Origin of the sequence: Acetobacterium carbinolicum, assembly GCF_047456275.1 — a bacterium.
Taxonomy (GTDB): domain Bacteria; phylum Bacillota; class Clostridia; order Eubacteriales; family Eubacteriaceae; genus Acetobacterium; species Acetobacterium carbinolicum.
On the sequence record NZ_CP173357.1, the window covers coordinates 3251658 to 3276746 of the forward strand.

The 25089-nt window shown below is 42.5% G+C and carries 17 protein-coding genes; 7 read left to right on the top strand and 10 right to left on the bottom strand.

Annotated elements, in window-relative coordinates; all coding sequences use genetic code 11:
• The first annotated feature begins 402 nt into the window (after nucleotides 1–402).
• From ACIZ62_RS15170 to ACIZ62_RS15195, 6 genes are all read left to right on the top strand, one after another.
• Nucleotides 403–2199 carry an ASKHA domain-containing protein gene (locus tag ACIZ62_RS15170; protein WP_111889129.1) on the top strand — a complete coding sequence of 599 codons (1797 nt, stop codon included), beginning with the start codon at nucleotides 403–405 and terminating at the stop codon, nucleotides 2197–2199.
• Between the two features lie 130 nt (nucleotides 2200–2329).
• A complete protein-coding gene (locus ACIZ62_RS15175) occupies nucleotides 2330–3388 on the top strand; it encodes an asparaginase (protein WP_322520080.1) in 1059 nt (352 codons plus the stop codon).
• Nucleotides 3389–3441: 53 nt separating this feature from the next.
• The gene (locus tag ACIZ62_RS15180) at nucleotides 3442–4902 is read left to right on the top strand and encodes an NAD(P)/FAD-dependent oxidoreductase (RefSeq protein WP_111889126.1); all 1461 of its coding nucleotides are present in this window, start codon (nucleotides 3442–3444) and stop codon (nucleotides 4900–4902) included.
• A gap of 419 nt (nucleotides 4903–5321) precedes the next feature.
• Entirely contained in the window at nucleotides 5322–6302 is a 981-nt protein-coding gene (locus ACIZ62_RS15185) for a uroporphyrinogen decarboxylase family protein (protein WP_111889125.1), read from the top strand.
• A gap of 63 nt (nucleotides 6303–6365) precedes the next feature.
• Complete coding sequence (locus ACIZ62_RS15190; RefSeq protein WP_111887483.1) at nucleotides 6366–7169, top strand: methyltetrahydrofolate cobalamin methyltransferase; 804 nt, start codon at nucleotides 6366–6368, stop codon at nucleotides 7167–7169.
• Between the two features lie 110 nt (nucleotides 7170–7279).
• A complete protein-coding gene (locus ACIZ62_RS15195) occupies nucleotides 7280–7906 on the top strand; it encodes a corrinoid protein (protein WP_111887482.1) in 627 nt (208 codons plus the stop codon).
• Between the two features lie 350 nt (nucleotides 7907–8256).
• Here the strand turns inward: ACIZ62_RS15195 and ACIZ62_RS15200 are convergent, their stop codons facing one another.
• Together ACIZ62_RS15200 and ACIZ62_RS15205 are read right to left on the bottom strand one after the other, a co-directional pair.
• Nucleotides 8257–9651 carry an SLC13 family permease gene (locus ACIZ62_RS15200; protein WP_414150525.1) on the bottom strand — a complete coding sequence of 465 codons (1395 nt, stop codon included), beginning with the start codon at nucleotides 9649–9651 and terminating at the stop codon, nucleotides 8257–8259.
• Nucleotides 9652–9804: 153 nt separating this feature from the next.
• Nucleotides 9805–11199 carry an MFS transporter gene (locus ACIZ62_RS15205; protein ID WP_414150526.1) on the bottom strand — a complete coding sequence of 465 codons (1395 nt, stop codon included), beginning with the start codon at nucleotides 11197–11199 and terminating at the stop codon, nucleotides 9805–9807.
• 284 nt (nucleotides 11200–11483) lie between these two features.
• On the opposite strand from ACIZ62_RS15205, the gene ACIZ62_RS15210 reads away from it, so the two are divergent.
• Nucleotides 11484–12140, top strand: coding sequence for a TetR/AcrR family transcriptional regulator (locus ACIZ62_RS15210; RefSeq protein ID WP_111889122.1), 657 nt, complete (start codon nucleotides 11484–11486; stop codon nucleotides 12138–12140).
• Between the two features lie 44 nt (nucleotides 12141–12184).
• Here ACIZ62_RS15210 and ACIZ62_RS15215 read toward each other — a convergent pair whose 3' ends face one another.
• The 8 genes from ACIZ62_RS15215 to ACIZ62_RS15250 form a co-directional block, all read right to left on the bottom strand.
• Nucleotides 12185–12442 carry a hypothetical protein gene (locus ACIZ62_RS15215; RefSeq protein WP_414150527.1) on the bottom strand — a complete coding sequence of 86 codons (258 nt, stop codon included), beginning with the start codon at nucleotides 12440–12442 and terminating at the stop codon, nucleotides 12185–12187.
• Between the two features lie 218 nt (nucleotides 12443–12660).
• The gene (gene tuf, locus ACIZ62_RS15220; RefSeq protein WP_111889120.1) at nucleotides 12661–13854 is read right to left on the bottom strand and encodes an elongation factor Tu; all 1194 of its coding nucleotides are present in this window, start codon (nucleotides 13852–13854) and stop codon (nucleotides 12661–12663) included.
• Between the two features lie 38 nt (nucleotides 13855–13892).
• Nucleotides 13893–15965, bottom strand: coding sequence for an elongation factor G (fusA, locus tag ACIZ62_RS15225; protein ID WP_111889119.1), 2073 nt, complete (start codon nucleotides 15963–15965; stop codon nucleotides 13893–13895).
• A 32-nt stretch (nucleotides 15966–15997) separates the two neighbouring features.
• Nucleotides 15998–16468, bottom strand: a complete 471-nt coding sequence (gene rpsG / locus ACIZ62_RS15230) for a 30S ribosomal protein S7 (RefSeq protein WP_111889118.1) — start codon at nucleotides 16466–16468, stop codon at nucleotides 15998–16000.
• A 140-nt stretch (nucleotides 16469–16608) separates the two neighbouring features.
• Nucleotides 16609–16983 carry a 30S ribosomal protein S12 gene (rpsL, locus tag ACIZ62_RS15235; RefSeq protein ID WP_111889117.1) on the bottom strand — a complete coding sequence of 125 codons (375 nt, stop codon included), beginning with the start codon at nucleotides 16981–16983 and terminating at the stop codon, nucleotides 16609–16611.
• Nucleotides 16984–17086: 103 nt separating this feature from the next.
• A complete protein-coding gene (locus ACIZ62_RS15240; protein ID WP_111889116.1) occupies nucleotides 17087–17326 on the bottom strand; it encodes a L7Ae/L30e/S12e/Gadd45 family ribosomal protein in 240 nt (79 codons plus the stop codon).
• 81 nt (nucleotides 17327–17407) lie between these two features.
• Nucleotides 17408–21082 (bottom strand): DNA-directed RNA polymerase subunit beta', encoded by a 3675-nt coding sequence (gene rpoC, locus ACIZ62_RS15245; protein ID WP_414150528.1) that lies wholly within the window; start codon nucleotides 21080–21082, stop codon nucleotides 17408–17410.
• Nucleotides 21083–21115: 33 nt separating this feature from the next.
• A complete protein-coding gene (locus ACIZ62_RS15250; RefSeq protein ID WP_322520048.1) occupies nucleotides 21116–24778 on the bottom strand; it encodes a DNA-directed RNA polymerase subunit beta in 3663 nt (1220 codons plus the stop codon).
• Nucleotides 24779–25089: the final 311 nt, after the last annotated feature.

The following is a 25089-nucleotide window of genomic DNA, read 5'->3' on the forward strand; positions in this document are numbered from 1 at the left end:
CCCAACCTGACTATTCCAGTCAATATTTTACACGCATTTTCCCTGACTAGAATAGCAATATTCTTTTTTTTGTTAATACTCAGGCAAAAAATAACAAGAATGCCGTGCTGATACCGCATTCTTGTTATTCATATCAACTCTTTACCAGTCTGATACCCCGGATAACCGTTAAGTTCTTTCTTCACAGCATTGTCCCATTATTTTCACGTTTAAATTATAATCCTCCTCATCTGTCTTGACTGATGTCGCATTTATCTTGCCTGTATCTGCTGACCATTTCTGATTTTCCCTGTCGATATTTTTCTATTTTGTTGAAAATCTAATTTTAAATGGTTATAATGAGTATAGTCTAGATAATATTTTATAGTTTGCCCAAATTTATGATTAAGGAAGGATAAATTTATGTCATCTTTGAATACTATTCGTGTTTTTTTTCCGTTGTTGGATAAAAACGTTATGGTTGAAGCCGGAAAAACAGTTGCCCAAGCTTGCGCTTTAGTTGGTTTTCCACAAAACCTGGTCTGTGGAGGCAAAGGAACGTGCAAAAAATGTCTTGTTACTATTCGTGAAAACGATTTAGTTTCTGAAGTCCTGAGTTGTCAACATCTCGTTTCTCAGGACATGGCCATTTTTATTTCAAAAGAGGCGGCGCTATCCCAAATACTGGAAACAACCAGCAATGGAGAGTTGAGTTTTAATCCCAAAACCAGAGTGGCTACCGTTCCAATCACGGCATTAAAAACCGAGATGTGCTCCTATGATCTTGAAACGATCCGAGCCGCCCTTGAAATGCCGGTTAAGATGCCTTCTATTAAAGTATTGCGAAAATCATCTGATATTTTTCATCAAAAGAACCTTCCACTGATGAATTTCATACTATACGATGATGAAGTCATCGATCTGATCCCAGCCACTGAGGCAATAAATGCTTACGGAATCGCCTTTGACATTGGTACCACCTCTGTTGTCGGTTACCTTTATGACTTGACAAACGGGGTTCTAATCCACCAATATTCTTCCCTGAATAAGCAAATTTCTTTTGGCGGAGACGTGATTAGTCGTATTGATTATGCTTCTACGTCTTCAGAAAACCTGATGAATATCCAACACGCCATCATTGAAACGGTTAACACGATTTTATCGAACCTTTTTTATGAATCCAAAATACCATCTGAAGCAGTTTACGAATGTGTCTTCTGTGGCAACAGTACCATGGCACATCTTTTTCTGGGTTTAAACCCCCTGCATTTAGGTCTTTCTCCTTTTACCGGCATTACTCGGGACATGGTTGTCCTGAAGGCCGAAGAACTTAATATCAACATAAATCCTAGTGGAAAAATAACCTTTCTGCCTTTATTGGGCGGGTTTGTCGGCGCCGATACTACCGCTGTTCTATTGGGGCTGCCAAAAGATGACGCCTATCGTCTCATGATTGATTTAGGAACAAACGGAGAAATTGCCGTAGGCAACGGTAGCCGATACTTTGTCGCTTCAACTGCCTGTGGGCCAGCCTTAGAAGGCGCCGGCATCCATATGGGGATGAGGGGCACCACTGGCGCGATTGAAAAAATTAATCTGGTTGACAATGAAATTAAATGCCATGTCATCGGCAACGTGGCTCCCCTTGGTTTTTGCGGTTCAGGTATCATCGATGCCATCGCCTTCCTCTATCGGGAAAAACTAATCTACAACCGCGGAAATTTTATTAAAGGTGAGGATCTTGATAATCATCCATTAAAGGATCGTTTTAAGATAGATGAAAATAATCAACGCTATTTTATTTTTGTTCGTCATGAGGATAACCCCAACGGCAAAGAGATGATTATTACCCAAAAGGATGTCCGGGCTGTACAATTGGCCAAGGCCGCCATTTTTACAGGTTGCTGTCTATTGACCGAAAAATACGGTATCAAAGCAGAAGATCTCAAGGAAATAACCCTGGCCGGTGCTTTTGGAAATTATATTGATATCGAAAATGCCCAATTTATCGGTTTGCTTCCGGAAATTGCCGGTGTTCCCATTCGTTCCATCGGCAATGGTGCCGGGACCGGTTCCCAGCTTTTCTTGCTTTCTCAGGATGAAGCCAAACGCTGTGAGCATATCCCGACGATAACCACCCATATTGAGCTCGCAACAGATCCGAATTTTTCCAACCTTTATATGCAAAACACCACCCTTGGTCAAAACGAAATGAAGTAACGCGCTCGTTTTAAATAAAGCTGACAACCATTTTAAAAAAGCAAACACGCATCTGATGTTTGCTTTTTTTATTCCCCTGACCATCATTAGATGCTATAATTATTCTAAATTACCGAAAGGATACTCAACTATGGAAAATACACCCAAGATCTTATTATTATTAACGGGGGGGACCATCGGCAGCGCTGTCAACGACCACTGTATCAATGTGGATTCCAGCCGCGGTGACGACTTGCTGTCTTATTATCGAGAACATCATAGCCGCGCCGTCGAATTCGACGTCGTCCGTCCCTTTAATATTCTTAGCGAAAACGCCGAACCAAAGCACTGGCTGAAGATCATCGAAACCTTACAATCCTATCGACTCAGCGATTATGATGGTGTCATCATTGCACATGGTTCGGATACCCTTCCCTATACCGCTGCCGCTCTTTCTTATGGCCTTGACTGTCCGTTAATTCCCATTGTTTTGGTGGCTGCCAATTACGCCATCGGTGAACGGGGTAGCAATGCCATTGCTAATTTTTCGGCAGTAGTAGAATTTATCAGTAATATGAAGCTGCCCGGTTTTTATGTCATTTATAAAAACAGTGACCACGTTATTTATGTCCATCTGGCAACCCGACTCCAGGAAGCCGATTGGCTCAAGGATGACTTTACCAGTTTTGGCGGTCCATTAGGGGTGTTTGATCATCGTGGTTTGTGTTGTGTCCCCACGGCTAAAAATCCAACCATGATGAAACTTTACAACCCCTCCCCGGATGATATCCCTGTAGTTAAAGAATTTCGCAACGAAGTCCTGGCACTGCGGGCCTATCCCGGTTTAAACTATGAGGTAATTGACCTCCAAAAACGTCCCATCCGAGCCATACTTCACTCTTTATACCATTGCGGCAGTGGAAATGTCGCTGGAGAAAACGGAACTTCCCTCTTAGCATTTATAAAGAACAACCCCCATGTGGATCATTATATGATCTCCTACAAAAATATTCATGGTGATCTTTACGCCTCCTGTAAGGAGCTCATTGCCGCTGGTGCAATTCCCCTGGAGAACATCTCCTTTGAAGCGGCGGTAACCAAACTGAATTTTGCCTATAATCAACAAGAATTCCTGCCACTTAACTATATGAAAAGAGAATTTTTCTATGAGTTCCTGAGAGAAGCACAGGAAAATGGGTATGTAATATAATAATTTTAGCAAGTTTAAGTACTTAAAATTTAGCATTAACAAAGGAGACTACTATGCATGATGTGGCTATTATCGGAGCCGGCATAATCGGAACATCGATCGCCCGGGCTCTTGGTCGTTACAAACTATCTGTTGTCATTTTTGATAAAGAAAATGATGTGTCCATGGGAGCAACAAAAGCCAATTCGGCCATTGTCCATGGGGGCTTTGCCGAATCCCACACCAAAGTAAAAGGGGGCTTATGCTACAAAGGCCGAAAACAATTTGACCAATTGGACAAGGAATTAAACTTTGGTTTTGAAAAAGTCGGTTCGCTGGTACTGGCCTTCGAAGAAGATCAGCTGGAAAAACTTAAATCCTTATACGAAAACGGTCTGGCCAATGGTCTGGATGATTTAGAAATCCTTGACCACGATCAGATCATGGCAATGGAACCGAACGTCAATCCAGATGTCAAATATGCCTTGTATTGTAAAGGTGCGGGCATTTGTTCGCCCTACGAAATGGCCATCGCAATGGCCGAAAACGCAGTTGCCAATGGCGTTGAGCTATTATTAAATACTGAAATTACAGCGATTGAAAAAACTGCTGATGGCTTTAATCTAACGGATCACAGCGGCAAAAATTATCAGTCCCGGTTCGTGATCAATGCTGGCGGAGTTTCCTCTGACACGATTTCACAAATGGTTGGCCTTGATTATTTCTCCATTACCCCCCGCACCGGAGAATATCTTCTTATGGTTCGCGGTTCTTCGAGCATTATTAATACCGTCCTGTTCCAGATGCCCACAAAAATGGGCAAGGGCATTCTGGTGGCGCCCACCTATTTCGGAAACCTGATCATTGGGCCAGACGCGGTCAATGAAGACACGGTTGATAAATCCACCCATTCCGAACGGTTGCTTAAAATTTTCAACGAGGCCAAACATACCACTGATAAATTAAATATTAAACAGTTTGTCCGCAGCTTCACTGGTGTCCGGGCGGTTAGCTCCACCGATGACTTTATCATTGAAGCCACTCCCGTTACCGGCTTTATTAATTGTGCCGGGATTCAATCACCGGGACTTACTTCTTCTCCGGCAATTACCGAGATGGTTCTGGACTTTTTAAAGAATCAAAACTGTCCCTTTGAAGAAGACCCCAGCTTCAATCCTTATCGGGCACCGATTATTACCCGGTCAGAATTAAAACCACTTAAAGAAATAACGCCTTTCGTGGATATTGATTCTAGCCCCGAGAAAATAATTTGTCGCTGTGAACAGGTGAGTGAAGCCACCATTATTGATGCTATGAATCGGGGTATTACCGTGACTACCGTCGATGGGATAAAAAGGCGCACCCGCGCTGGATTCGGTTGGTGCCAGGGAACCTTCTGCCGTCCCAGGGTTGCTGAAGTGATGGAACGCGTCCTCGGCCATGAAATTGATTCCGGTTTTGATGTCGAACACAGCGGTGTTAACCGGGTGGGAAAAAACGAAATCGTCGATTATATTTCAAAGCATACCGACTAGTCTTTCGTTCTCCTCAAAAAATTAGTCTCGCCAAATAAACGCTTCTCACTATCAACAGTGGCTCAAATTAAAATAACTGTGAGCCACTGTCTTTTTATTGCCTCAGAAAAACGGCTCGGACTCAAATTTATAATTCTGATGTTTTACTTGTTTTCTTTAAGAAAAAAACATAAATCCTACACATTTACTAAAATAGTCATTGACAAAAATGCTGCAACCGTTTATAATTGCAGTAAAGATAAGTGCATTTACTAAAATAACAGTAAATAAAATACTTAATACTAATATTAGTTTTTAATTTGTTCGCGACCAATCAGGCTTTTTATTATTACCCCGTCACTATTGCACTGATTATCCGCAACTTTGCCAGGAACTGATCAATTACTCATTCTATGTAAATTTTAAGGAGGCTACACACGATGTTAACTGTAAAAGAAAATTTGAAAGAAGTCCTCACAGGGGGAAATCCGGATCGTTTTGTTAAACAATTTGAATTTATGCAAATGATCATGAGCGTGCCATCTTGCCGAATCAAACCAGCAATGGGCGAAGAAGTTGTCAATGAATGGGGTGTCACCATTCGCTGGCCTGAAGGTCAACTTGGTTCTTTTCCTGTCCACGATGCCGATCACATTCTATTAAAAGATGTAACGGAATGGCGAGATTATGTCAAAGCGCCAAATGTTGTTTTCCCTGCTGAAGCCTGGGAAAAAGCCATTGCCGACGCCAAAGCTGTTGATCATGACAATAAGTACGTTACCGCATTTATTGCTCCCGGAGTTTTTGAACTGACTCACTACCTAATGGGTATGGAAAATGCTTTAATGAGTTTTTATGAAGAGCCTGAAGCTATGGTCGAACTAATTGACTATATTACTGAGTTTGAATTGGCCTATGCTAAAGAATTAGTGACTCACCTTAAACCAGAAGTCATTTTCCACCATGACGATTGGGGCAGTCAAATTTCCACATTCTTATCTCCAGCCATGTTTGAAGAGTTTTTCTTACCAGCCTATAAGAAAATTTACGGATTCTATAAAGAAAACGGCGTGGAACTGATTGTTCACCATAGCGACAGCTACGCAGCAACCTTAGTCCCTTATATGATCGAAATGGGTATTGATATCTGGCAGGGTGTTATGACAACCAACGATATGCCTAAAATGATCAAAGAGTACGGCGGAAAAATCACCTTTATGGGTGGGGTTCACAGTGGTGTAATCGATCATCCGGCATGGACTAAAGAGCAAGTTGAAGAAGAATTTACTCGCGCATGCCACGAATGCGGAAAGCTTTATTTCATTCCTGGTGCCTGCCAAGGTATGGGCGTCAGCTCTTTCCCCGGCGTATATGAAGCAAGTGATGTCGCCATCGATAAAATGAGCAAGGAAATGTTCTAAATACATCCTTCCCCAAGGAATTAAATTTTTATAAAACTAATATTACCAGGAGGTAAGAGTAAAATGATTATTATCGGAGAAAAAATTAACGGTGCCATTCCGTCTACCGCAAAAGCCATTGCCGCAAAAGATGGAGAATTCATCAAGAATCTGGCCAAGATTCAAACCGAAGCCGGTGTGGATTACATTGATGTTTGCGCATCAGTTGATGATGATATCGAACTGGAAACCATGAAATGGTTAATTGATCTGGTTCAGGAAGTCACAGATACCCCCATTGCGGTGGACAGCCCCAATGTGTATACCTGTATTGAGTCCATGAAATACTGTAACAAACCCGGTTTATTTAATTCCGTTTCATTAGAAGGCGACAAAATTGACGCTGCTTTTAAAGCGATCGCTGATACTAAATGGGACTGTGTGGCACTGCTTAACAGTGACAAAGGGATTCCTAAAACAGCCAAAGACCGTCTGGATGTATTTGCCGATTTAATGGTTAAAGTTAAAGAATATGGCATTGATCCTTCCCGGATGCACATTGATCCATTAGTTGAAATGCTGTGTACCTCAGAAGACGGGATTGCCATGGTCGTCGAAGTGATTCGCAGTATTAAAGAACAATATCCGACCATTCATGTTACTGGCGCCGTCAGTAATATTTCCTTCAACCTGCCCGCCCGAAAAATGGTCAACATGGGCTTTACCGTCCTGGCTATGAATGCCGGTCTGGACAGCGCCATTCTTGACCCAACGAATGGTGACTTAATGGGTATTATCTTTGCCACCGAAGCTTTGCTCGGCGAAGATGACTACTGCATGGAATACATCGGCGCTTATCGCGAAGGGATCTTCGGTCAGAAGAAATAGTCGATTTAATTTAACTAATACACCACAACAAATTCGGTCAGCGGATCACACAATTTGCTGACTGGCTATTGATACCATTTAAAAATAAATGACTGAACAGGAGAAAAAAGATGTCAAAAATTGAAGAAGTAAAAGCAAAAGTAGAAATTGGTAAAACAAAACTGATTCCCGGATTAGTTCAGGAAGCCTTAGACGAAGGCAGTCCAGCAAGCGAAATCCTGCAAGCAATGGTTGATTCCATGAGCGTTGTTGGCGAAAAGTTCTCTTCCGGAGAAATCTTCGTTCCTGAAATGTTAATCGCTGCTAAAGCGATGGCTAAAGGCGTTGATGTGTTGCGTCCACTGTTAGCCGGAGACACTTCCGCCTCCCTGGGCACCTGTATCATTGGAACCGTTGCCGGCGATTTACATGATATTGGCAAAAACCTGGTTTCGATGATGATCGAAAGCGCCGGATTCACCATGGTTGACCTGGGTGTTGATGTACCTGCAGAACGCTTTGTAGAAGCCATCAAAGAGAACGAAAACGTCACCCTGGTTGCTTGTTCCGGTTTGTTAACGACAACCATGCCAGCACTTAAAGAAGCGGTCGAAACGATCAAAGCCAGCGGTCTGGATGTAAAAGTTATTGTTGGTGGCGCACCTGTAACCCCAGAATATGCAGCTGAAATCGGCGCTGACGGATTTGCTCCTGATGCTGGTAGCGCGGCTGTTAAAGCCAAAGAAATGGTTGCCTAACACTTATTACAAATGCCTTTCCTTGATATTAAAATGATGTTTAAAAAAAGAAAACGCTAGACTAGCGTTTTCTTTTTTTATCGCTCATATTATTCCACGATTTTTCCTGTCACTGCAGCTCGCCGAACTTCAATTACAAAAGCTTTATATACCTGCTTATTCCCCGATCGATATATAATCGCCCCTGTTACTACATTAACTGAACTTTAATTTTATTTTAACACAATGCATTGGAACCTTGTCTTACAATTACTTTAATCTAACCTTTGACCATTCATCCGGTTCATTATAATGGTCTTAACAATTAAAAAACAGACAGAAATCTGACTAGCCATGATACAGATTATTTTTTATACCAGTCCAATCAGATTTCCGACAATCGGCAGCCAGAGTGTGGCTAATCCGATAAAAGCCAATTGGAGCCAGACAGTAGCCTTTGGCATATCGGTCATCTTATAATGGCCAGCTGTATAGGTAATCAAAGGAATCGTGTCAATCGGGAATAAATAACAGTTACCGGCACATAGTCCCAAGGTAATGATCAGCAGCGCCGGATTGATACCGGTGGTTGCTGCCAGGCTGATAATGACCGGCGTCAAAACGCCGATCAAGGCGGGTGCCACAGGAACAATCAGCATAATAACAAAACTCAGTACTGCTACAAAAAATACCCCTTCCATAATTGAAAATGATAACGATGATGGCAGGATATAGGTTACAAACCAATCGCTGACACCGTTTGCAACAATTGTGTTGGCAATACATAAAACCGTCCCAATCAAGATAAAGGAAGTCCAGCTCACTGCTTTCATGTATCGCTCCCAGGTGAGAATCTTTATGCCCGGTAAAAAGAAGCAGACACAACCAAATAAGGCTACTACAGTCACTTCAATAGCCGGAAAGAATGAGCTGAGCAGCCAGAACGTAATCATGCCTAATCCGATAAAAATAACTTTAAGCTCTCTGCTGCTGACTTTCTCCTTCACTTCAATTGTCGTCATGTATGCTTGAATCTCAGTCTGTTCAATTTCTGCTGGCGGAAATATTTTTGTCAGAACAAACCAGGCCAGCAGTACCATTACCATCACAATGGGAATGCTGCAAACCATCCACTGGATAAAGGTAATCTGGATTCCCGCCAGATTTTGCAGTAGTCCAATGGTTAATATGTTAATGCCGCTGCCAGCTGGCGTCATCAGTCCCCCCAGCATCACCGCTATCGGAATTCCTATCATTAATGATTTTGCTGTTTGCTGACGATCTGCTTTATTGACGAAAAGCTTGAGAAAACTGGCTCCGATACCCATAAAAACGACTACTGATGGTACATCCGTGACAATCGAAGATACGATAGCTCCAGCAACCATGATCGCCAGGACACAGGTTTTAACATCCTTACCAAATTTTTTAAGCAGAGCATGCAAGATCCGTTGGACAATCGGCGTTGAGGCCACCGCCTCCGCGAGTCCAAATGAAGCCAGGACAAAAAATAAGATCGTGTTGGTAAATCCACTTAGTCCGGCGGTCAGATTTTTTGTGACCCCCAGCATTGGTAATAGCGCCAGACATAGGAAACAAATAACTCCAACTGGCAGCGCCTCAGTAATCAACATGCTTAAAAAGAACAGCAGCAGGCCAATGGTTATCAGTCCCTTATCGGTCAGACCCATTGGTATGGGTAGAAAAAAAGCGGCCATCAGCACAGCAATGCTAATAATCAATCCGATGATCTGTTTTTTATTCATAATCCACCTCAATCATAGTTTAAAGATAATAGTTTTTTTTAGCCAACAGTATCGCTATTCATCTCATGAAATAAATAAGAAGCCTATCAATTGATTTGAATATGGCTTCTTATTTGTTATGTAATTATTTTAATGTCATCTTCTTTACGTCTACTATTCTGTTATTTTTTTCCTTGCGTCTATTTCATTCTGATATTGTAACACTTTTTCTGTCGTTAAGCGGTATCCAAAGGTTAACAGAACCGCACCAGCAAGGACCGTACAACCTGGGATTGTACAGAATAAAGTCGTAATACCAGCTTTTAATTCCGGTGTAGCAGTAGCCGGATCCATTTGTGCAACGAATCCTGCGGCAGCCAGCATTGCCGGTATGATTAAACCTTTGATGAAGATAGCAAGTTTCAATGGTAAATTCGATAATCCCATAACCCAGCTTGATGCTGCTTTTCCTGTTTTCCATTCACTGTATATCGATGCATCGCCGTATAAAGCAACCATCAATGCGTAAAGGAATCCTAAGAAGAACTGAGCACATGAAAGGACGATTAGGACAAGCATGATATTACCAACAACGAATTGACAGCCGATCAAGAATACCCCTAGACCGTAGCAACCAATCAGTGCCGCAGTTCGTGTTGACAGTTTTGCGGCAACATATTTACTTAAATATGAGCCAATTACCGCCATAATATTTGCAACCAACAAATATATACTAAACATTGCAACATCGTTTGCGACATAGGTAAAGAAGTATACTGCCGAACCGGCACAGACAAAGTTAACTGTCCAACGTGCGACATCTGCTAAAAGTAACACTAACAAATGTGGATTCTGAACCAATGATCTAGCCATATCGCCCATGGATATTTTTTCTTTTTTTGGAGTATTCGCATTTGCAGCAGCATTTTCATATGTTACTTCATATCCACTAGTCAGTTTGAAGTGAATGAAATAGCCTAACCAGTAAACACATGCCATTGCGAATGCCGAAATAGTGAACCCAAGTATTGGGTTTTTGACTAATTCACCAACCCATAAAATAGTGGCTAAGCCCATTGCTGAGAAAATAATTTTCCCAACATTTGCATAAGCACCTCGTGTTGCAGATAATTGTGTTCGATCTTCTGGTGTTGTTGATATTGTTGGAATTAGTGCTATATTAGCAACGTACGAGAAGTTCCAAGCCACATGTGAAGTAATGAAAGCGACACAAATGATAACCATTGGTACGATTCCAGTGCCAATAACCGTAAACATCATTGTATAGAGAACGACAACAATTGGTGGTATTACCAACAACCACGATCTGTATTTTCCCCATTTCATTGGTTTAAGAGCATCAATAAATCCACCATAAAAAGGTGACAATACCATATCTACTGTACTTGTTAAGGTCATAATTATTGCAGTAGTTCCCAAATCAAATTTTGCAATGTTTGTTAAAAAATATGCAAAATAAAATACTTCAACATTCGACATCAGTGTAAAACCAAGATCCCCAATACCAAATAATTTCTTAAGCCCTGAACTTAAGGGTTTTTTTTCCATAATAAGAGCCTCCTCAAAATTTTAAATTTTAACTAAAGTAAAATTTCCGGACTTTTACCTTAATTGTATCGTTCATTCAGTAATATTACGAAGACTTACTAAAATAGTAACCCTTTACAACGATTTTGTCAAGCATTTTTTATTAAATAAAGTTTGTTTTACTGTTTTTGTAGTAATATTGCTTTATTTTTTTTTTCTATTTAAATCTTTTGGATTTTTCCTTGTTTATTTTCTCACTTAATGCTAAAATTGCTATGCTACATATGCTTTTAAGGAGATTACTTATGCGAAAAATGACTAAGGGTGAGATGACCAAGGAACGTATCTATCAGAGCGCCAAAGAACTTTTTTACTCTCAGGGTTACAATGCCACTACGATTCAACAAATTGCTGATCGTTCTGATACAACTTTAGGTTCCATGACCTATCATTTTGCAACAAAGGACACCTTTATTGCAAAAATATTTGATGATTATCTCATTTCCATCCACGAGGCACTAAAAGAAAAATTGATCGGATATAAGCCCATTAATGCCTTTGAAAAGCATTTCTATTTAACCATGGTCTGGTATCATCATCTACTCAGTGATCCACACGTCAATAATTTTTATTATGAGATTTCTAAAAACGACTCACTTTATCCTTTTCTTCATGGAAAAATGGGTGAAATCTATCATGACTTTGTTAACGATTATAATTTACGTATTCGTCCCATTGAATTTGATGCCCTGCTAATTGCAGATTTTGGCGCTCGTCGCGAACTCACACGAGCTTTTTGTGAAGCCCGGATAAAAATGCCGGTGGAAGATTTTTCGATTCTTATTATCACCAATACTGCCCGCTGTTTGGGTGTTCCACAGAAGTCAATCTATCGTGTCAGCTATGAAGCGTTACTGTTCTTTCGCGAACACGATTTTTCAGAAATCAAATTGCTGATCTAAAAAAGGTCTATTCAGAAATACTCTGAATAGACCTTTTTTAATGATTACTTTGCTCTAAACGTGATAATCACACCTTCTGTAACACTGTTTGCCCAACTACCATCACTGGAAAAAACGATATGCTGCCCTTGAACAATGGGCACAATTGTGAAAAGATCATAGCCTTTTTCATCATAGTCGTTACAGACGACATCAATTTCCTGGGCCAATTCTTCTGCTCTACATTTCCGAAAACCTTTATTATAGTCATTTCCGGTTGATTCCACCTTATCACGAATGGCTACACTGATGTACTTCTTCATTTACTTTTTTCCCCCAACTAAATTTATTCTTCTATTCTATCATAATTGCAAAACAACTTCGAACAGAGTTTTCTTATGCCCATAAAAAAACCGCCTCTACTGGAGAGGCGGGAAAAAATAACGACTATTTGTATTTACCTTACGCTGTCGAACTGATCAAACAGCATCGCTCAAATATTGTTTTTTTCATACTTTATAATGTATCTTACGCGGCGAAATTAATCAGCCAACATTTTAGCTACAACACCAGAACCAACGGTACGACCGCCTTCACGAATCGCGAAACGTAAACCTTCTTCGATGGCGATTGGGGTAATCAGGGTGATTTCCATTTGCACGTTATCCCCTGGCATAACCATTTCAACACCTTCTGGTAATTTGATAACACCCGTTACATCCGTTGTTCTAAAGTAGAACTGTGGTCGATAGCCGTCAAAGAATGGGGTATGACGTCCGCCTTCTTCTTTGGTTAAGACATATACTTCTGACATATAGTGGGTATGTGGTTTGATGGAACCGGGCTTAGCCAGTACCTGTCCACGTTCGATTTGAGTTCGGTCAACACCACGCAGTAATGCCCCAACGTTATCCCCTGATCGTCCTTCGTCCAGTAATTTACGGAACATTTCGATTCCGGTTACGACTGTTTTGCGAACATCGTGAATACCGACAATTTCAACTTCTTCGCCGACTTTAACAATCCCACGTTCGATCCGTCCAGTTGCGACGGTACCACGGCCGGTGATTGAGAAAACATCTTCGACTGGCATCAGGAATGGTTTTTCAGTATCACGAACAGGATCAGGAATCCATTCGTCAACAGCAGTCATCAGTTCAACAATCTTGTCTCCCCATGGGCCATCGGGATCTTCCAGACCTTTTAAAGCCGATCCGGCAATGATTGGTGTATCGTCGCCTGGGAATTCATATTCGTCAAGCAGTTCACGCACTTCCATTTCAACTAATTCCAGTAATTCTTCGTCATCGACCATATCGACTTTGTTTAAGAAAACAACGATGTATGGTACGCCTACCTGACGGCTTAACAGGATATGTTCACGGGTCTGTGGCATTGGACCATCGGCAGCGCTAACAACCAGGATCGCGCCGTCCATTTGAGCAGCACCGGTAATCATGTTCTTAACATAATCGGCATGGCCCGGGCAGTCAACGTGAGCATAGTGACGTACTGCTGTTTCATATTCTACGTGAGCGGTTGAAATCGTGATCCCACGTTCTCTTTCTTCTGGGGCTTTATCGATGTTTTCAAATGCAACGGCTTCCCCTGTTCCAAATCGCTTATTAAGTACAGATGTGATTGCCGCTGTTAATGTTGTTTTACCATGATCGACGTGACCAATTGTTCCAACATTTACATGGGGCTTATTTCTTTCAAATTTTGACTTTGCCATTTGTTCTTCTCCTTAAAATTTATTTTATAGCTTTGCTATTATTTACGTCCTTCAATTATTTCTTCTGAAATAAATTTAGGAACTGCTTCATAGTGTGAGAACTGCATGGTGTAAACACCACGGCCCTGAGTTTTACTTCTTAGTGTTGTTGCATATCCAAACATTTCTGACAGTGGCACCATCCCTTTAATGATCTGTGCACCACCACGCATTTCCATACCCTCAACACGACCACGTCGCGAGCTGATATCGCCCATGACATCGCCCATGTATTCTTCTGGAATGACGACTTCAAGTTTAAATACTGGTTCTAAGATAACCGGATCGGCTTTTCTCATACCGTTTTTAAACGCCATCGACCCGGCAACCTTAAAGGCCATTTCTGATGAATCCACATCATGGTAAGAACCATCATATACGATAACCTTAAGATCGAGTACAGGATATCCAGCTAAAACACCATTACGCATGGCTTCTTCAATCCCCTGATTAATTGGGTTGATGAATTCTTTTGGAATCGATCCTCCAACGGTCTTGTTTTCGAAGATATATCCGGTTCCCGGTTCAACTGGTTCCATCCGGATAAGACAGTGACCATATTGACCACGACCACCCGATTGACGGGCAAATTTACCCTCAGCATCAACTGCTTTGGTAATGGATTCTTTGTAGGCCACCTGAGGTGCCCCAACATTGGCTTCCACTTTAAATTCACGAAGCATTCGGTCAACGATAATGTCAAGGTGAAGCTCACCCATTCCTGAGATAATGGTTTGACCCGTTTCTTCATCGGTACGCGTTCTGAACGTAGGATCTTCTTCAGCCAGTTTTGCTAAAGCGGTACTCATTTTTTCCTGGCCGGCCTTTGTTTTTGGTTCTATGGCGACATGGATTACCGGTTCCGGGAATTCCATCGACTCAAGAATAATGGGCGCCTTGTCTGAACACAAGGTATCCCCTGTTGAAGTATCTTTTAAACCAACCGCGGCAGCGATATCACCGGTATAAACAGTGGTAATCTCTTCACGGTGGTTAGCATGCATTTGCAGAATTCGGCCAAGACGTTCTCTTTTTCCCTTAGAGGAGTTGAAAACATAAGAACCAGATTCGATACTTCCGGAATATACACGGAAGAATGCCAGCTTTCCAACAAATGGATCGGTCATGATTTTAAAAGCGAGTGCTGAAAATGGTTCATCATCGCTTGCTTTTCGGCTGTCTTCTTCTTCGGTATCTGGATTGATCCCAGTGATCGCCGGAACATCCAATGGGCAAGGCATGTAGTCAACAATTGCATCCAACACTAATTGAACACCTTTGTTTTTATAAGATGAACCACAAACAACGGGAATAATATCAACATTCAAAGTCGCCAGTCGAATCGCTGCTTTTAATTCATCAAGACCAACTTCTTCGCCTTCAAGGAATTTTTCCATGATGCTTTCGTCATAATCAGAGATCGACTCAATTATTTTTTCACGATACTCGTCAGCCAGCTCACGCATGTCTTCAGGAATATCGATGATTTCAATTTCTTCGCCCAAATCATCTTTATAAATTATGGCTTTCATAATCAGGAGATCGATGATCCCCACAAAGTCACTTTCTTTGCCAATAGGTAATTGAATTGGAACAGGATTCGTGCTTAAACGATCCTCCATCATCTTCAGTACATTATAAAAGTCCGCTCCGGTAATGTCCATTTTATTGATATAAGCCATTCTGGGAACATGATATTTATCGGCTTGTCGCCAAACTGTTTCTGATTGAGGCTCAACGCCACCTTTTGCACAAAATACAGCAACCGCTCCATCAAGAACTCTCAAAGATCGCTCAACTTCTACGGTAAAATCAACGTGGCCTGGTGTATCAATGATATTGATACGGTTGTTATTCCAAAAACACGTGGTTGCTGCCGAGGTAATGGTAATACCTCTTTCTTGTTCTTGTTCCATCCAGTCCATTTGGGAAACCCCATCATGGGTTTCTCCAATTTTATGGATTTTCCCGGAATAGAACAGAATTCTTTCGGTGGTAGTCGTTTTTCCTGCATCAATATGTGCCATAATACCTATATTTCTTGTTTTATCTAAACTATATTCTCTTGACACAGATGCTTTCCTCTCTTATTTCTATACATGGATTACCAACGATAATGTGCAAAAGCTTTATTGGCTTCAGCCATAGCGTGGGTATCATCTTTTTTCTTAACGGCGGCACCACTGTTATTGAGTGCATCCATAATTTCTCCAGCTAAACGATCTTTCATGGTTTTTTCAGATCTTTTTCTGGAATAAGTAACTAACCAACGAAGCCCTAAAGCTTGTTTACGTTCAGTTCTGATTTCCATTGGTACCTGGTAGGTTGCACCACCAACTCGGCGTGCTTTAACTTCCAGTACAGGTGTGATATTAGCTAAAGCTTCCTGGAATGCTTCCAGGGCATCTTTGCCAGTTTTTTCATTAACTTTTTCAAATGCATCGTAAACGATTTTTTGGGCAACACCTTTTTTCCCATCTAACATGATATTGTTGACTAACTTCGTTACAACAATATCTCCGTAAATAGGATCAGGTAAAACTTCTCTTTTTGGAACAGGTCCTTTTCTAGGCACTTTACTTCCCTCCTTAACATTTTTTTATGTTCATCGGTACTCGACATCCAACATTTCGTTGTTGTGCGTATAGCGTCTCTAACATATATTTGGTCTCGATCGATTTATACGAGCGCTTGAATATGCAGCACTATGCACTACTACTTTTTAGGCTTTTTGGCCCCATATTTGGATCGAGCTTGTCTACGAGCATCAACACCAGCGGTATCAAGCGCACCACGGATAATTTTATAACGTACCCCTGGTAAATCCTTGACACGTCCACCCTTAATAAGAACAATACTATGTTCTTGTAAGTTGTGGCCAACACCGGGAATATAGGCTGTTACTTCCATTCCGTTAACGAGACGAACTCTGGCGATTTTTCTAAGCGCTGAGTTTGGTTTCTTTGGTGTGGATGTTCTAACTGCTGTACATACGCCTCTTTTTTGAGGGTTTGCTTTCAACGCTGGGGTTTTTGTTTTTTCTTCCATGCGTTTTCTTCCATTTTTTACAAGCTGATTAATTGTAGGCATTTAGTCCTGCACCTCCTTTTAATAAAAATATATCAATAATCGAAACGACTATTAATGACTTTTGATGGAACCAGGGCTGCGTTAAAGGCAACCCCGATTCGTTTTATTTGATAATGGCAATCACGGCTGCTGCCCGATCAATCCCACCGGCTTTTCCGAGTCCAACCTTGGTTTCAACCCGTTCGAGTGCGATCTGATACTGATCACAGCATTCTACAATGCTTTTTTTGATCTTTTCATCGGTATCTTCTGCCAAAATAACTTTGATTGCGTTGCCTTCTTTCACAGCCTTAAGAGTTTGCTTCATTCCAATCACTTTTGAAACATCAACAAATTGATTCATCGGATCCTCCTTCTTGCTGTTTGTGGTTTTTCTCTAAACACACCTAATAACTATACATGTTTGTGTCTTAAATGTCAAGAATTATTCTTTCGTTAAAAAATCCAGGTCAAAGATGTCCAAATCAGTAATGATCGCATCTTCTGTTTCTTCCTGTTCTTCTTCAACATAGGCGTTTAAAATATCATCATCAAAGACAATATCCAGTGATTCAGTGACGGTCTCTTCTTCGATCATATCTTCATATACATCTTCTTCTTCCCGTTCATAGACCAAATCAATGTCACCATACATCTTCACGCCGGTACCAGCAGGCACCAATTGTCCGATAATAACATTTTCTTTGAGTCCAATCAGTGGATCAACCTTGCCTTTGATGGCGGCGTCGGTAAGAACGCGGGTGGTTTCCTGGAAGGATGCTGCGGATAAGAACGAGTCAGTCGCCAAAGAAGCTTTGGTGATTCCCAGCAGTTCCCGACTGGCGGTAGCTTCTTCTGCTCCAGCTTCCCGGGCAGCCGTGTTTTCATCTTCAAAATTAAAAATATCAACCAGGCTACCGGCCAATAATGCCGTATCACCAGGGTTTTCGATTTTAACTTTTCTAAGCATTTGACGGATAATGACCTCCAAATGCTTATCGCCAATGTGTACCCCTTGCATCCGGTAAACTTTCTGTACTTCCTGAAGCAAGTATTGTTGAACATGGTCAATGCCCTGAATCCTTAAAATATCACTGGGGTTAATGGAACCTTCGGTTATTTCATCCCCGGCAATAACCTGATCGCCGGTATGAACCCGAAGTCGTGAGCCATAAGGAATGAGATAGACTTTCATATCACCATCAGCGCCAGTAACAACGGCTTCGGTTTTTTTCTGGGTATCTTGTATTTCTACCCGACCGTCGATTTCTGAAATAATCGCCTGGCCTTTTGGTTTTCGGGCTTCAAAAAGCTCTTCAATACGGGGAAGACCCTGAGTGATATCGTCAGCCGAGGCCACCCCACCAGTATGGAAGGTACGCATGGTCAGCTGGGTACCCGGTTCACCGATGGACTGGGCCGCAATAATACCAACCGCTTCACCGATTTCAACCGGTCGCCAGGTGGTTAAATCCACTCCGTAACAGGTCTTACAGACACCATATTTTGATTGACAATTAAAGGCCGCCCGAATGAGTACTTTTTCAATTCCGGCTTTATCAATCGCCTGAGCCATTTCCGTTGAAATGATCTCACCACCGGGAGCTAATACTTCACCCGTTTTCGGATCGATCACATCTTCAAAGGCATAGCGACCAACCAGTCGTTCCTGCAGAGTCTCAATAATTTCGCCGTGATCATTTATGGTAGATACTTCATAACCCCGCGTGGTGCCGCAATCATCTTCTCGGACAATCACATCCTGGCTGACATCAACCAGACGCCGTGTCAAGTAACCCGAGTCGGCGGTACGCAGAGCGGTATCCGCCAACCCTTTTCGGGCCCCATGAGTGGAGGAGAAGAACTCCAGTACATTTAGTCCTTCACGGAAGTTTGATCGGATCGGCAATTCGATGATGCGACCACTTGGGTTGGCCATCAGACCACGCATCCCAGCTAACTGCCGAATCTGGTTCTTACTACCTCGGGCCCCGGAATCCGCCATCATGTTAATCGGATTGAGCGCTTCAAGGTGATTAAGCAGAGCATCGGTAACCTCGTCAGTCGCTTTGTTCCAGATCTCAACAACGTTATTGTAACGTTCTTCATCACTGATAAAACCTTGCCGATAAAGCGTCATGTTTTCAGTAATCTTGTCGTCGGCCTGGGATAGGATTTCCTCTTTGTTCTTTGGAACTTCCATATCGCTGACTCCAACGGTAATGGCGCCTCTGGTCGAGAATTTAAAACCTAAGCGCTTGATTTCGTCGAGTACTTCAGATGTTTTAGTGGGCCCATAGGTTTTATAGCAGCGTTCAACAATTTCCGATAACACTTTCTTATTAACCTGCCGGTCAACTTCTAAGGCAAATTTTTCTTCAATGGTTTCCCGTTTAACAAAACCTAAATTTTGGGGAATAATGGTATTGAAGATAAATCGTCCAACGGTGCCATCAACCAGACGGGTCATCATTTCACCGTCAATTTCTTTAACTATCCGAACCTTAACCAGGGAATGAAGATCAACATCCTTGTTAAAGTAAGCCATTTCCATTTCATCCAGATCTCTGAAGACACTACCCGTTCCTTTACCATCTGTTTTATAAATGGTCATATAGTAGGTTCCTAAAATCATATCCTGGGTGGGCGCAACAACCGCTGTACCATCCTGTGGTTTAAGGATATTATTGGAAGCCAGCATCAGGAAACGCGCTTCCGCCTGAGCTTCAACCGACAAGGGCACATGGACAGCCATCTGATCGCCATCAAAGTCGGCATTGTAAGCCGTACAAACCAGAGGATGGAGCTTAATCGCCTTACCTTCAACCAGAATCGGCTCAAAAGCCTGAATACCCAGTCGATGAAGGGTCGGAGCACGGTTTAACAGCACCGGATGTTCCTGAATAACATCTTCCAGCACATCCCAAACCATGGGATCCAGTTTTTCGACCATCTTTTTGGCACTTTTAATATTTTGGGACAGATTTCGTCCCACCAATTCACGCATCACAAAGGGCTTAAAGAGTTCAATCGCCATCTCTTTCGGGAGTCCACATTGATACATTTTCAGTTCTGGTCCGACAACGATAACCGAACGGCCAGAGTAGTCAACCCGTTTTCCTAAAAGGTTCTGACGGAAGCGTCCCTGTTTACCTTTTAACATATCACTCAGGGATTTAAAGGGGCGGTTACCCGGCCCGGTAACGGCGCGGCCGCGTCGACCATTGTCAATCAAGGCATCAACCGCTTCCTGAAGCATCCGTTTTTCATTTTGAACGATGATATCGGGTGCATCCAGTTCCAGCAATTTAAGCAAACGATTATTTCGATTAATCACCCGTCGATATAAATCATTTAAATCTGAGGTGGCAAAACGTCCCCCATCGAGCTGTACCATTGGCCGCAATTCTGGCGGAATAACCGGAATCGTTTCTAAAATCATCCATTCTGGACGATTGGTGGAATTTCTGAATGCTTCTACCGCCTCTAGTCGTCGGGCTATCCGGATTTTTTTCTGACCCGAACTGCCTTTGAGTTCTTCTTTGAGCACTGCTGATTCCTGATCCAGGTCAACCAATTTTAACAGTTCCTGAATCGCTTCAGCACCAATGCTGGCGGTAAATTTATTGCCAAATTGGCCTTTTGCTTCTTTATATTCGGCCTCAGTCAGGATTTGTTTGAAATCAAAATTGCTTTCGCCCGGATCAGTGACCACATAAGCGGCAAAGTAAATTATTTTTTCCAGATTTCTCGGCGACATTTCAAGGATCAGCCCCATTCGACTGGGGATTCCTTTAAAATACCAGATATGCGAAACCGGAGAGGCCAATTCAATATGCCCCATCCGCTCACGTCTAACCTTAGCCTTGGTTACTTCAACCCCACAGTTTTCACAGACAATGCCCTTATGGCGAATACGCTTGTATTTACCACAATTACATTCCCAGTCTTTCTGAGGTCCGAAAATCTTTTCACAAAACAGACCCTCTTTTTCTGGTTTCAGGGTTCTATAATTAATCGTTTCCGGTTTTTTAACTTCTCCACGTGACCACTCTCTGATTTTTTCAGGTGAGGCCAATCCGATTTGTAAGGATTTGAAGGTGAATTCCTCGTTTAACAAATGGCTTCGCTCCCTTCTTTTATAAATTTATTGTTACTGAAATAAGTCGTCGTCTTCGTCATCATCAATGCTCTTAATCTGGAAGCTATCTTCCAATTTCACGTCATCTCCAGCTTCGGAAATTTCGGTGCTGCCAATTTCAATGGCCAATTCTTCCAGGGGATCCCGCTCATCCATCTCATCATCAAGAACCTTAATCATTTCCTGATCATTTAAGATGTTCACATCCAGACCTAAACTCTGGAATTCTTTCATCAGAACCTTAAACGATTCCGGTATCCCCGGCTTGGGAATATTCTCGCCTTTAACAATCGATTCGTAGGCTTTAACCCGGCCGACCACGTCATCTGACTTGATCGTCAAAATTTCCTGCAGGGTATGGGCGGCACCGTAGGCTTCTAAGGCCCAAACTTCCATTTCTCCGAAACGCTGGCCACCAAATTGAGCTTTACCACCCAACGGCTGCTGCGTCACTAAGGAGTATGGCCCGGTTGAACGAGCATGCATTTTATCATCAACCAAATGGTGAAGTTTAAGAATATACATATAACCAACGGTGACCTTATTATCAAAGGGCTCGCCGCTGCGTCCGTCATAAAGTTGAATCTTACCATCTTCCGGCAAACCCGCCTGACCCAGTAATTCCATGATGTCATCTTCATTGGCGGGATCAAAAACCGGAGTCGCAATATGCCAGCCAATGGTTCGCATCGCCAGTCCCAGATGGACTTCTAAAACCTGACCAATGTTCATTCGCGAAGGAACCCCCAAAGGATTAAGTACAATCTGAAGGGCCGTTCCATCCGGCATAAAGGGCATATCTTCTTCGGGAAGGATTCGGGAAATTACCCCTTTATTTCCATGACGACCAGCCATTTTATCGCCGACGGAGATCTTACGTTTAACTGCAATCAGAACCCGCACCAGAGTATTAACCCCCGGTTTTAAATCTTCATCTTTATTTTCCCGCGAGAAGACCTTAACATCCAGGACAATTCCGGATTCTCCATGGGGAACTTTTAGGGATGTATCCCGGATTTCCCGGGCTTTTTCACCAAAAATGGCACGCAGCAGTTTTTCTTCTGCCGATAGATCCGTTTCACCCTTAGGTGTGACTTTTCCAACCAGGATATCATCGGATTTAACCTCAGCACCGACAAAGATAATCCCGCGTTCGTCCAGGTTCTTCAACGCATCTTCACTGACATTGGGAATATCCCGAGTGATTTCTTCCGGTCCCAGCTTGGTTTCTCGGGCTTCGGCTTCAAATTCTTCAATATGAATCGATGTGAAAACATCTTCTTTAAGTAATTTTTCATTAATCAGGATCGCATCCTCGTAGTTGTAACCTTCCCAGGTCATAAAACCCATCAGAATGTTACGACCCAGAGCCAGTTCGCCCATTTCAGTGGACGGACCATCGGCAATGATTTCTCCCGCCTGTACGTATTGCCCTTTGTTGACCAAAGGTTTATGATTCATACAGGTGCCCTGATTGGAGCGTTTGAATTTTAGCAGGGTATATTTATCCAACTCGCCGTTATCGGTACGAATATGGACTGCCGCAGCTTCCACCCGTTCTACCGTTCCAGCATTTCTGGCAATGACACAGACTCCGGAATCCTTGGCCGCCTTATGCTCCATTCCCGTACCGATTACCGGCGCTTTGGGAATCAGCAGTGGTACCGCCTGACGTTGCATGTTGGCGCCCATCAGGGCCCGGTTAGCATCATCATTTTCAAGGAAGGGAATCAGCGATGTCGCCACCGAAACGATTTGCTTTGGTGAAATATCCATGTAGTCAACCCGATCCGGTGGAATTAATACAAAATCACGTTTGCTGCCGGCTCGACCGGTAACTTGTTTACGAGCAAAACGATTATTGTCATCCAGCGGCTCATTGGCCTGGGCAATGGTATAGCGACCTTCTTCATCCGCCGCCAGATAATGAATTTCTTCCGAAACAACGCCATTATGTACTTTCCGGTAGGGTGCTTCAATAAAGCCATACTCATTAACCCGGGCATAGGTACTAAGCGAACCGATTAGTCCGATGTTCGGACCTTCCGGGGTCTCAATTGGACACATCCGGCCGTAATGGCTATGATGAACATCGCGAACCTCAAACCCGGCTCGCTCACGGCTTAATCCGCCGGGTCCCAATGCTGATAAACGTCGTTTATGGGTTAATTCAGCCAACGGATTGGTCTGATCCATAAATTGTGACAATTGCGAGCTACCAAAGAATTCTTTTAAGGCAGCATTGACCGGGCGGGTGTTAATTAAGCCCTGAGGGGTTAATATTTCGTCGTCCTGAACCGACATTCGTTCTCGAACAACCCGTTCCATTCGCGATAACCCGATGCGGAACTGATTTTGCAACAGTTCGCCAACCGAACGCAGACGACGATTGCCTAAATGGTCAATATCATCAATGGCGCCGATATCATAGTCCAGACCAATAATATAAGAGATGGAGGCGTGAAGATCTGAAATCAGTACATGCTTCGGTACCAGCTCATCCATTCGCTTTTTAATCGATTTTTTCTTTTCCTCGTCGGTTGCATCCGATTCTAAGATCTCTTTTAGCACTTCGTAGCAGACATTTTCGGTGATATCCAAATCACTGATGTCAAAAGCCAGATCCTGGGCACTAATGTCGACAAAACCGTTTCCGATGACACGGACAATTTTGTCTTCCACTTTTACGTCAACGACGTTGATCCCGGTGTTCTGAATATCAATGGCGACATCGTTTGTGATGATTTCGCCTTCTTCAACATAGACTTCACCGGTTTCCGGGTTTACCACAGTATTCGCCGCTCGCTGGCCGGCAATCCGGGTTGACAGTGATAGTTTTTTATTGTATTTATGACGGCCGACCTTGGCCAGGTCATAGCGACGATCGTCAAAAAACATCGAATTAAGCAGGGATTGAGCACTTTCCACAGTTGGTGGTTCGCCCGGACGCAATCGTTTATAAATCTCGATTAGACCATCCCGGGTCGATTTCATATTATTATTTTCATCTTTTTTAATGGTTTCGATGAGTCGGTAATCATCACCGTAAAAATCAAGAATTTCCTGATTGGTTCCCAGACCCAGTGCGCGAATCAGCGCTGTGATCGGTAATTTACGGGTCCGGTCAATTTTAACGTACATGATGTCATTGGAATCCGTTTCGTATTCCAACCAGGCACCACGGTTAGGAATAACCTGGGCTGAAAATAATTTCTTACCCAGTTTATCACGACTCAAGGAAAAATATGCCCCTGGTGACCTGACCAGCTGGCTGACAATAACCCGTTCCGCTCCATTGACAATGAAGGTTCCGGTGTCGGTCATTTTATGCAAATCGGCCATATAGACCTTTTGCTCTTTAACTTCATTTTTTTCCTTATTTATTAAACGAACTGTTACTTTTAACGGTATAAAGTAGGTTTGATCCCTCTCTTTACACTCCTCCACTGAATACTTCGGTTTTCCCTCTATGGAATAATCCACAAATTCTAAAACCAGATTTCCAGTGTAGTCTTCGATTTTATCAATATCGTCAAAAACCTCTTGGAGTCCTTTTTCAATAAACCAGTTGTATGAATCTTTCTGAACCTCAATCAGGTTCGGCATTTCAATAACTTCTTTGATTTTAGAAAAGCTTTGGCGTGTTCTTAAACCATCTTTTTCAGGATGCAACATTACCATCCAATATCACCCCTCGCAAAAATACTCAGCAACGGACTATCCATATCGACTTGTATCGCCTAGGAGTACCCCAAATTTGCCTGTTGTGTTTCATCTCACCTTGTGTTATTATTAGACCGTAATCAATTTCATATTTACCGACTCTAATCGGTTTCCCCTTTGATCAGTTTAACATGACCGAGTCGCAAATGATTCGTTGATCGCCCAAAAATTGACGTCAAGGATGCATTATAATCTTGTTTTTAAAGATACCAATGCAATTTTAAATACTATCATAAAATTTCCAACTTGTCAAGCCTATTTTG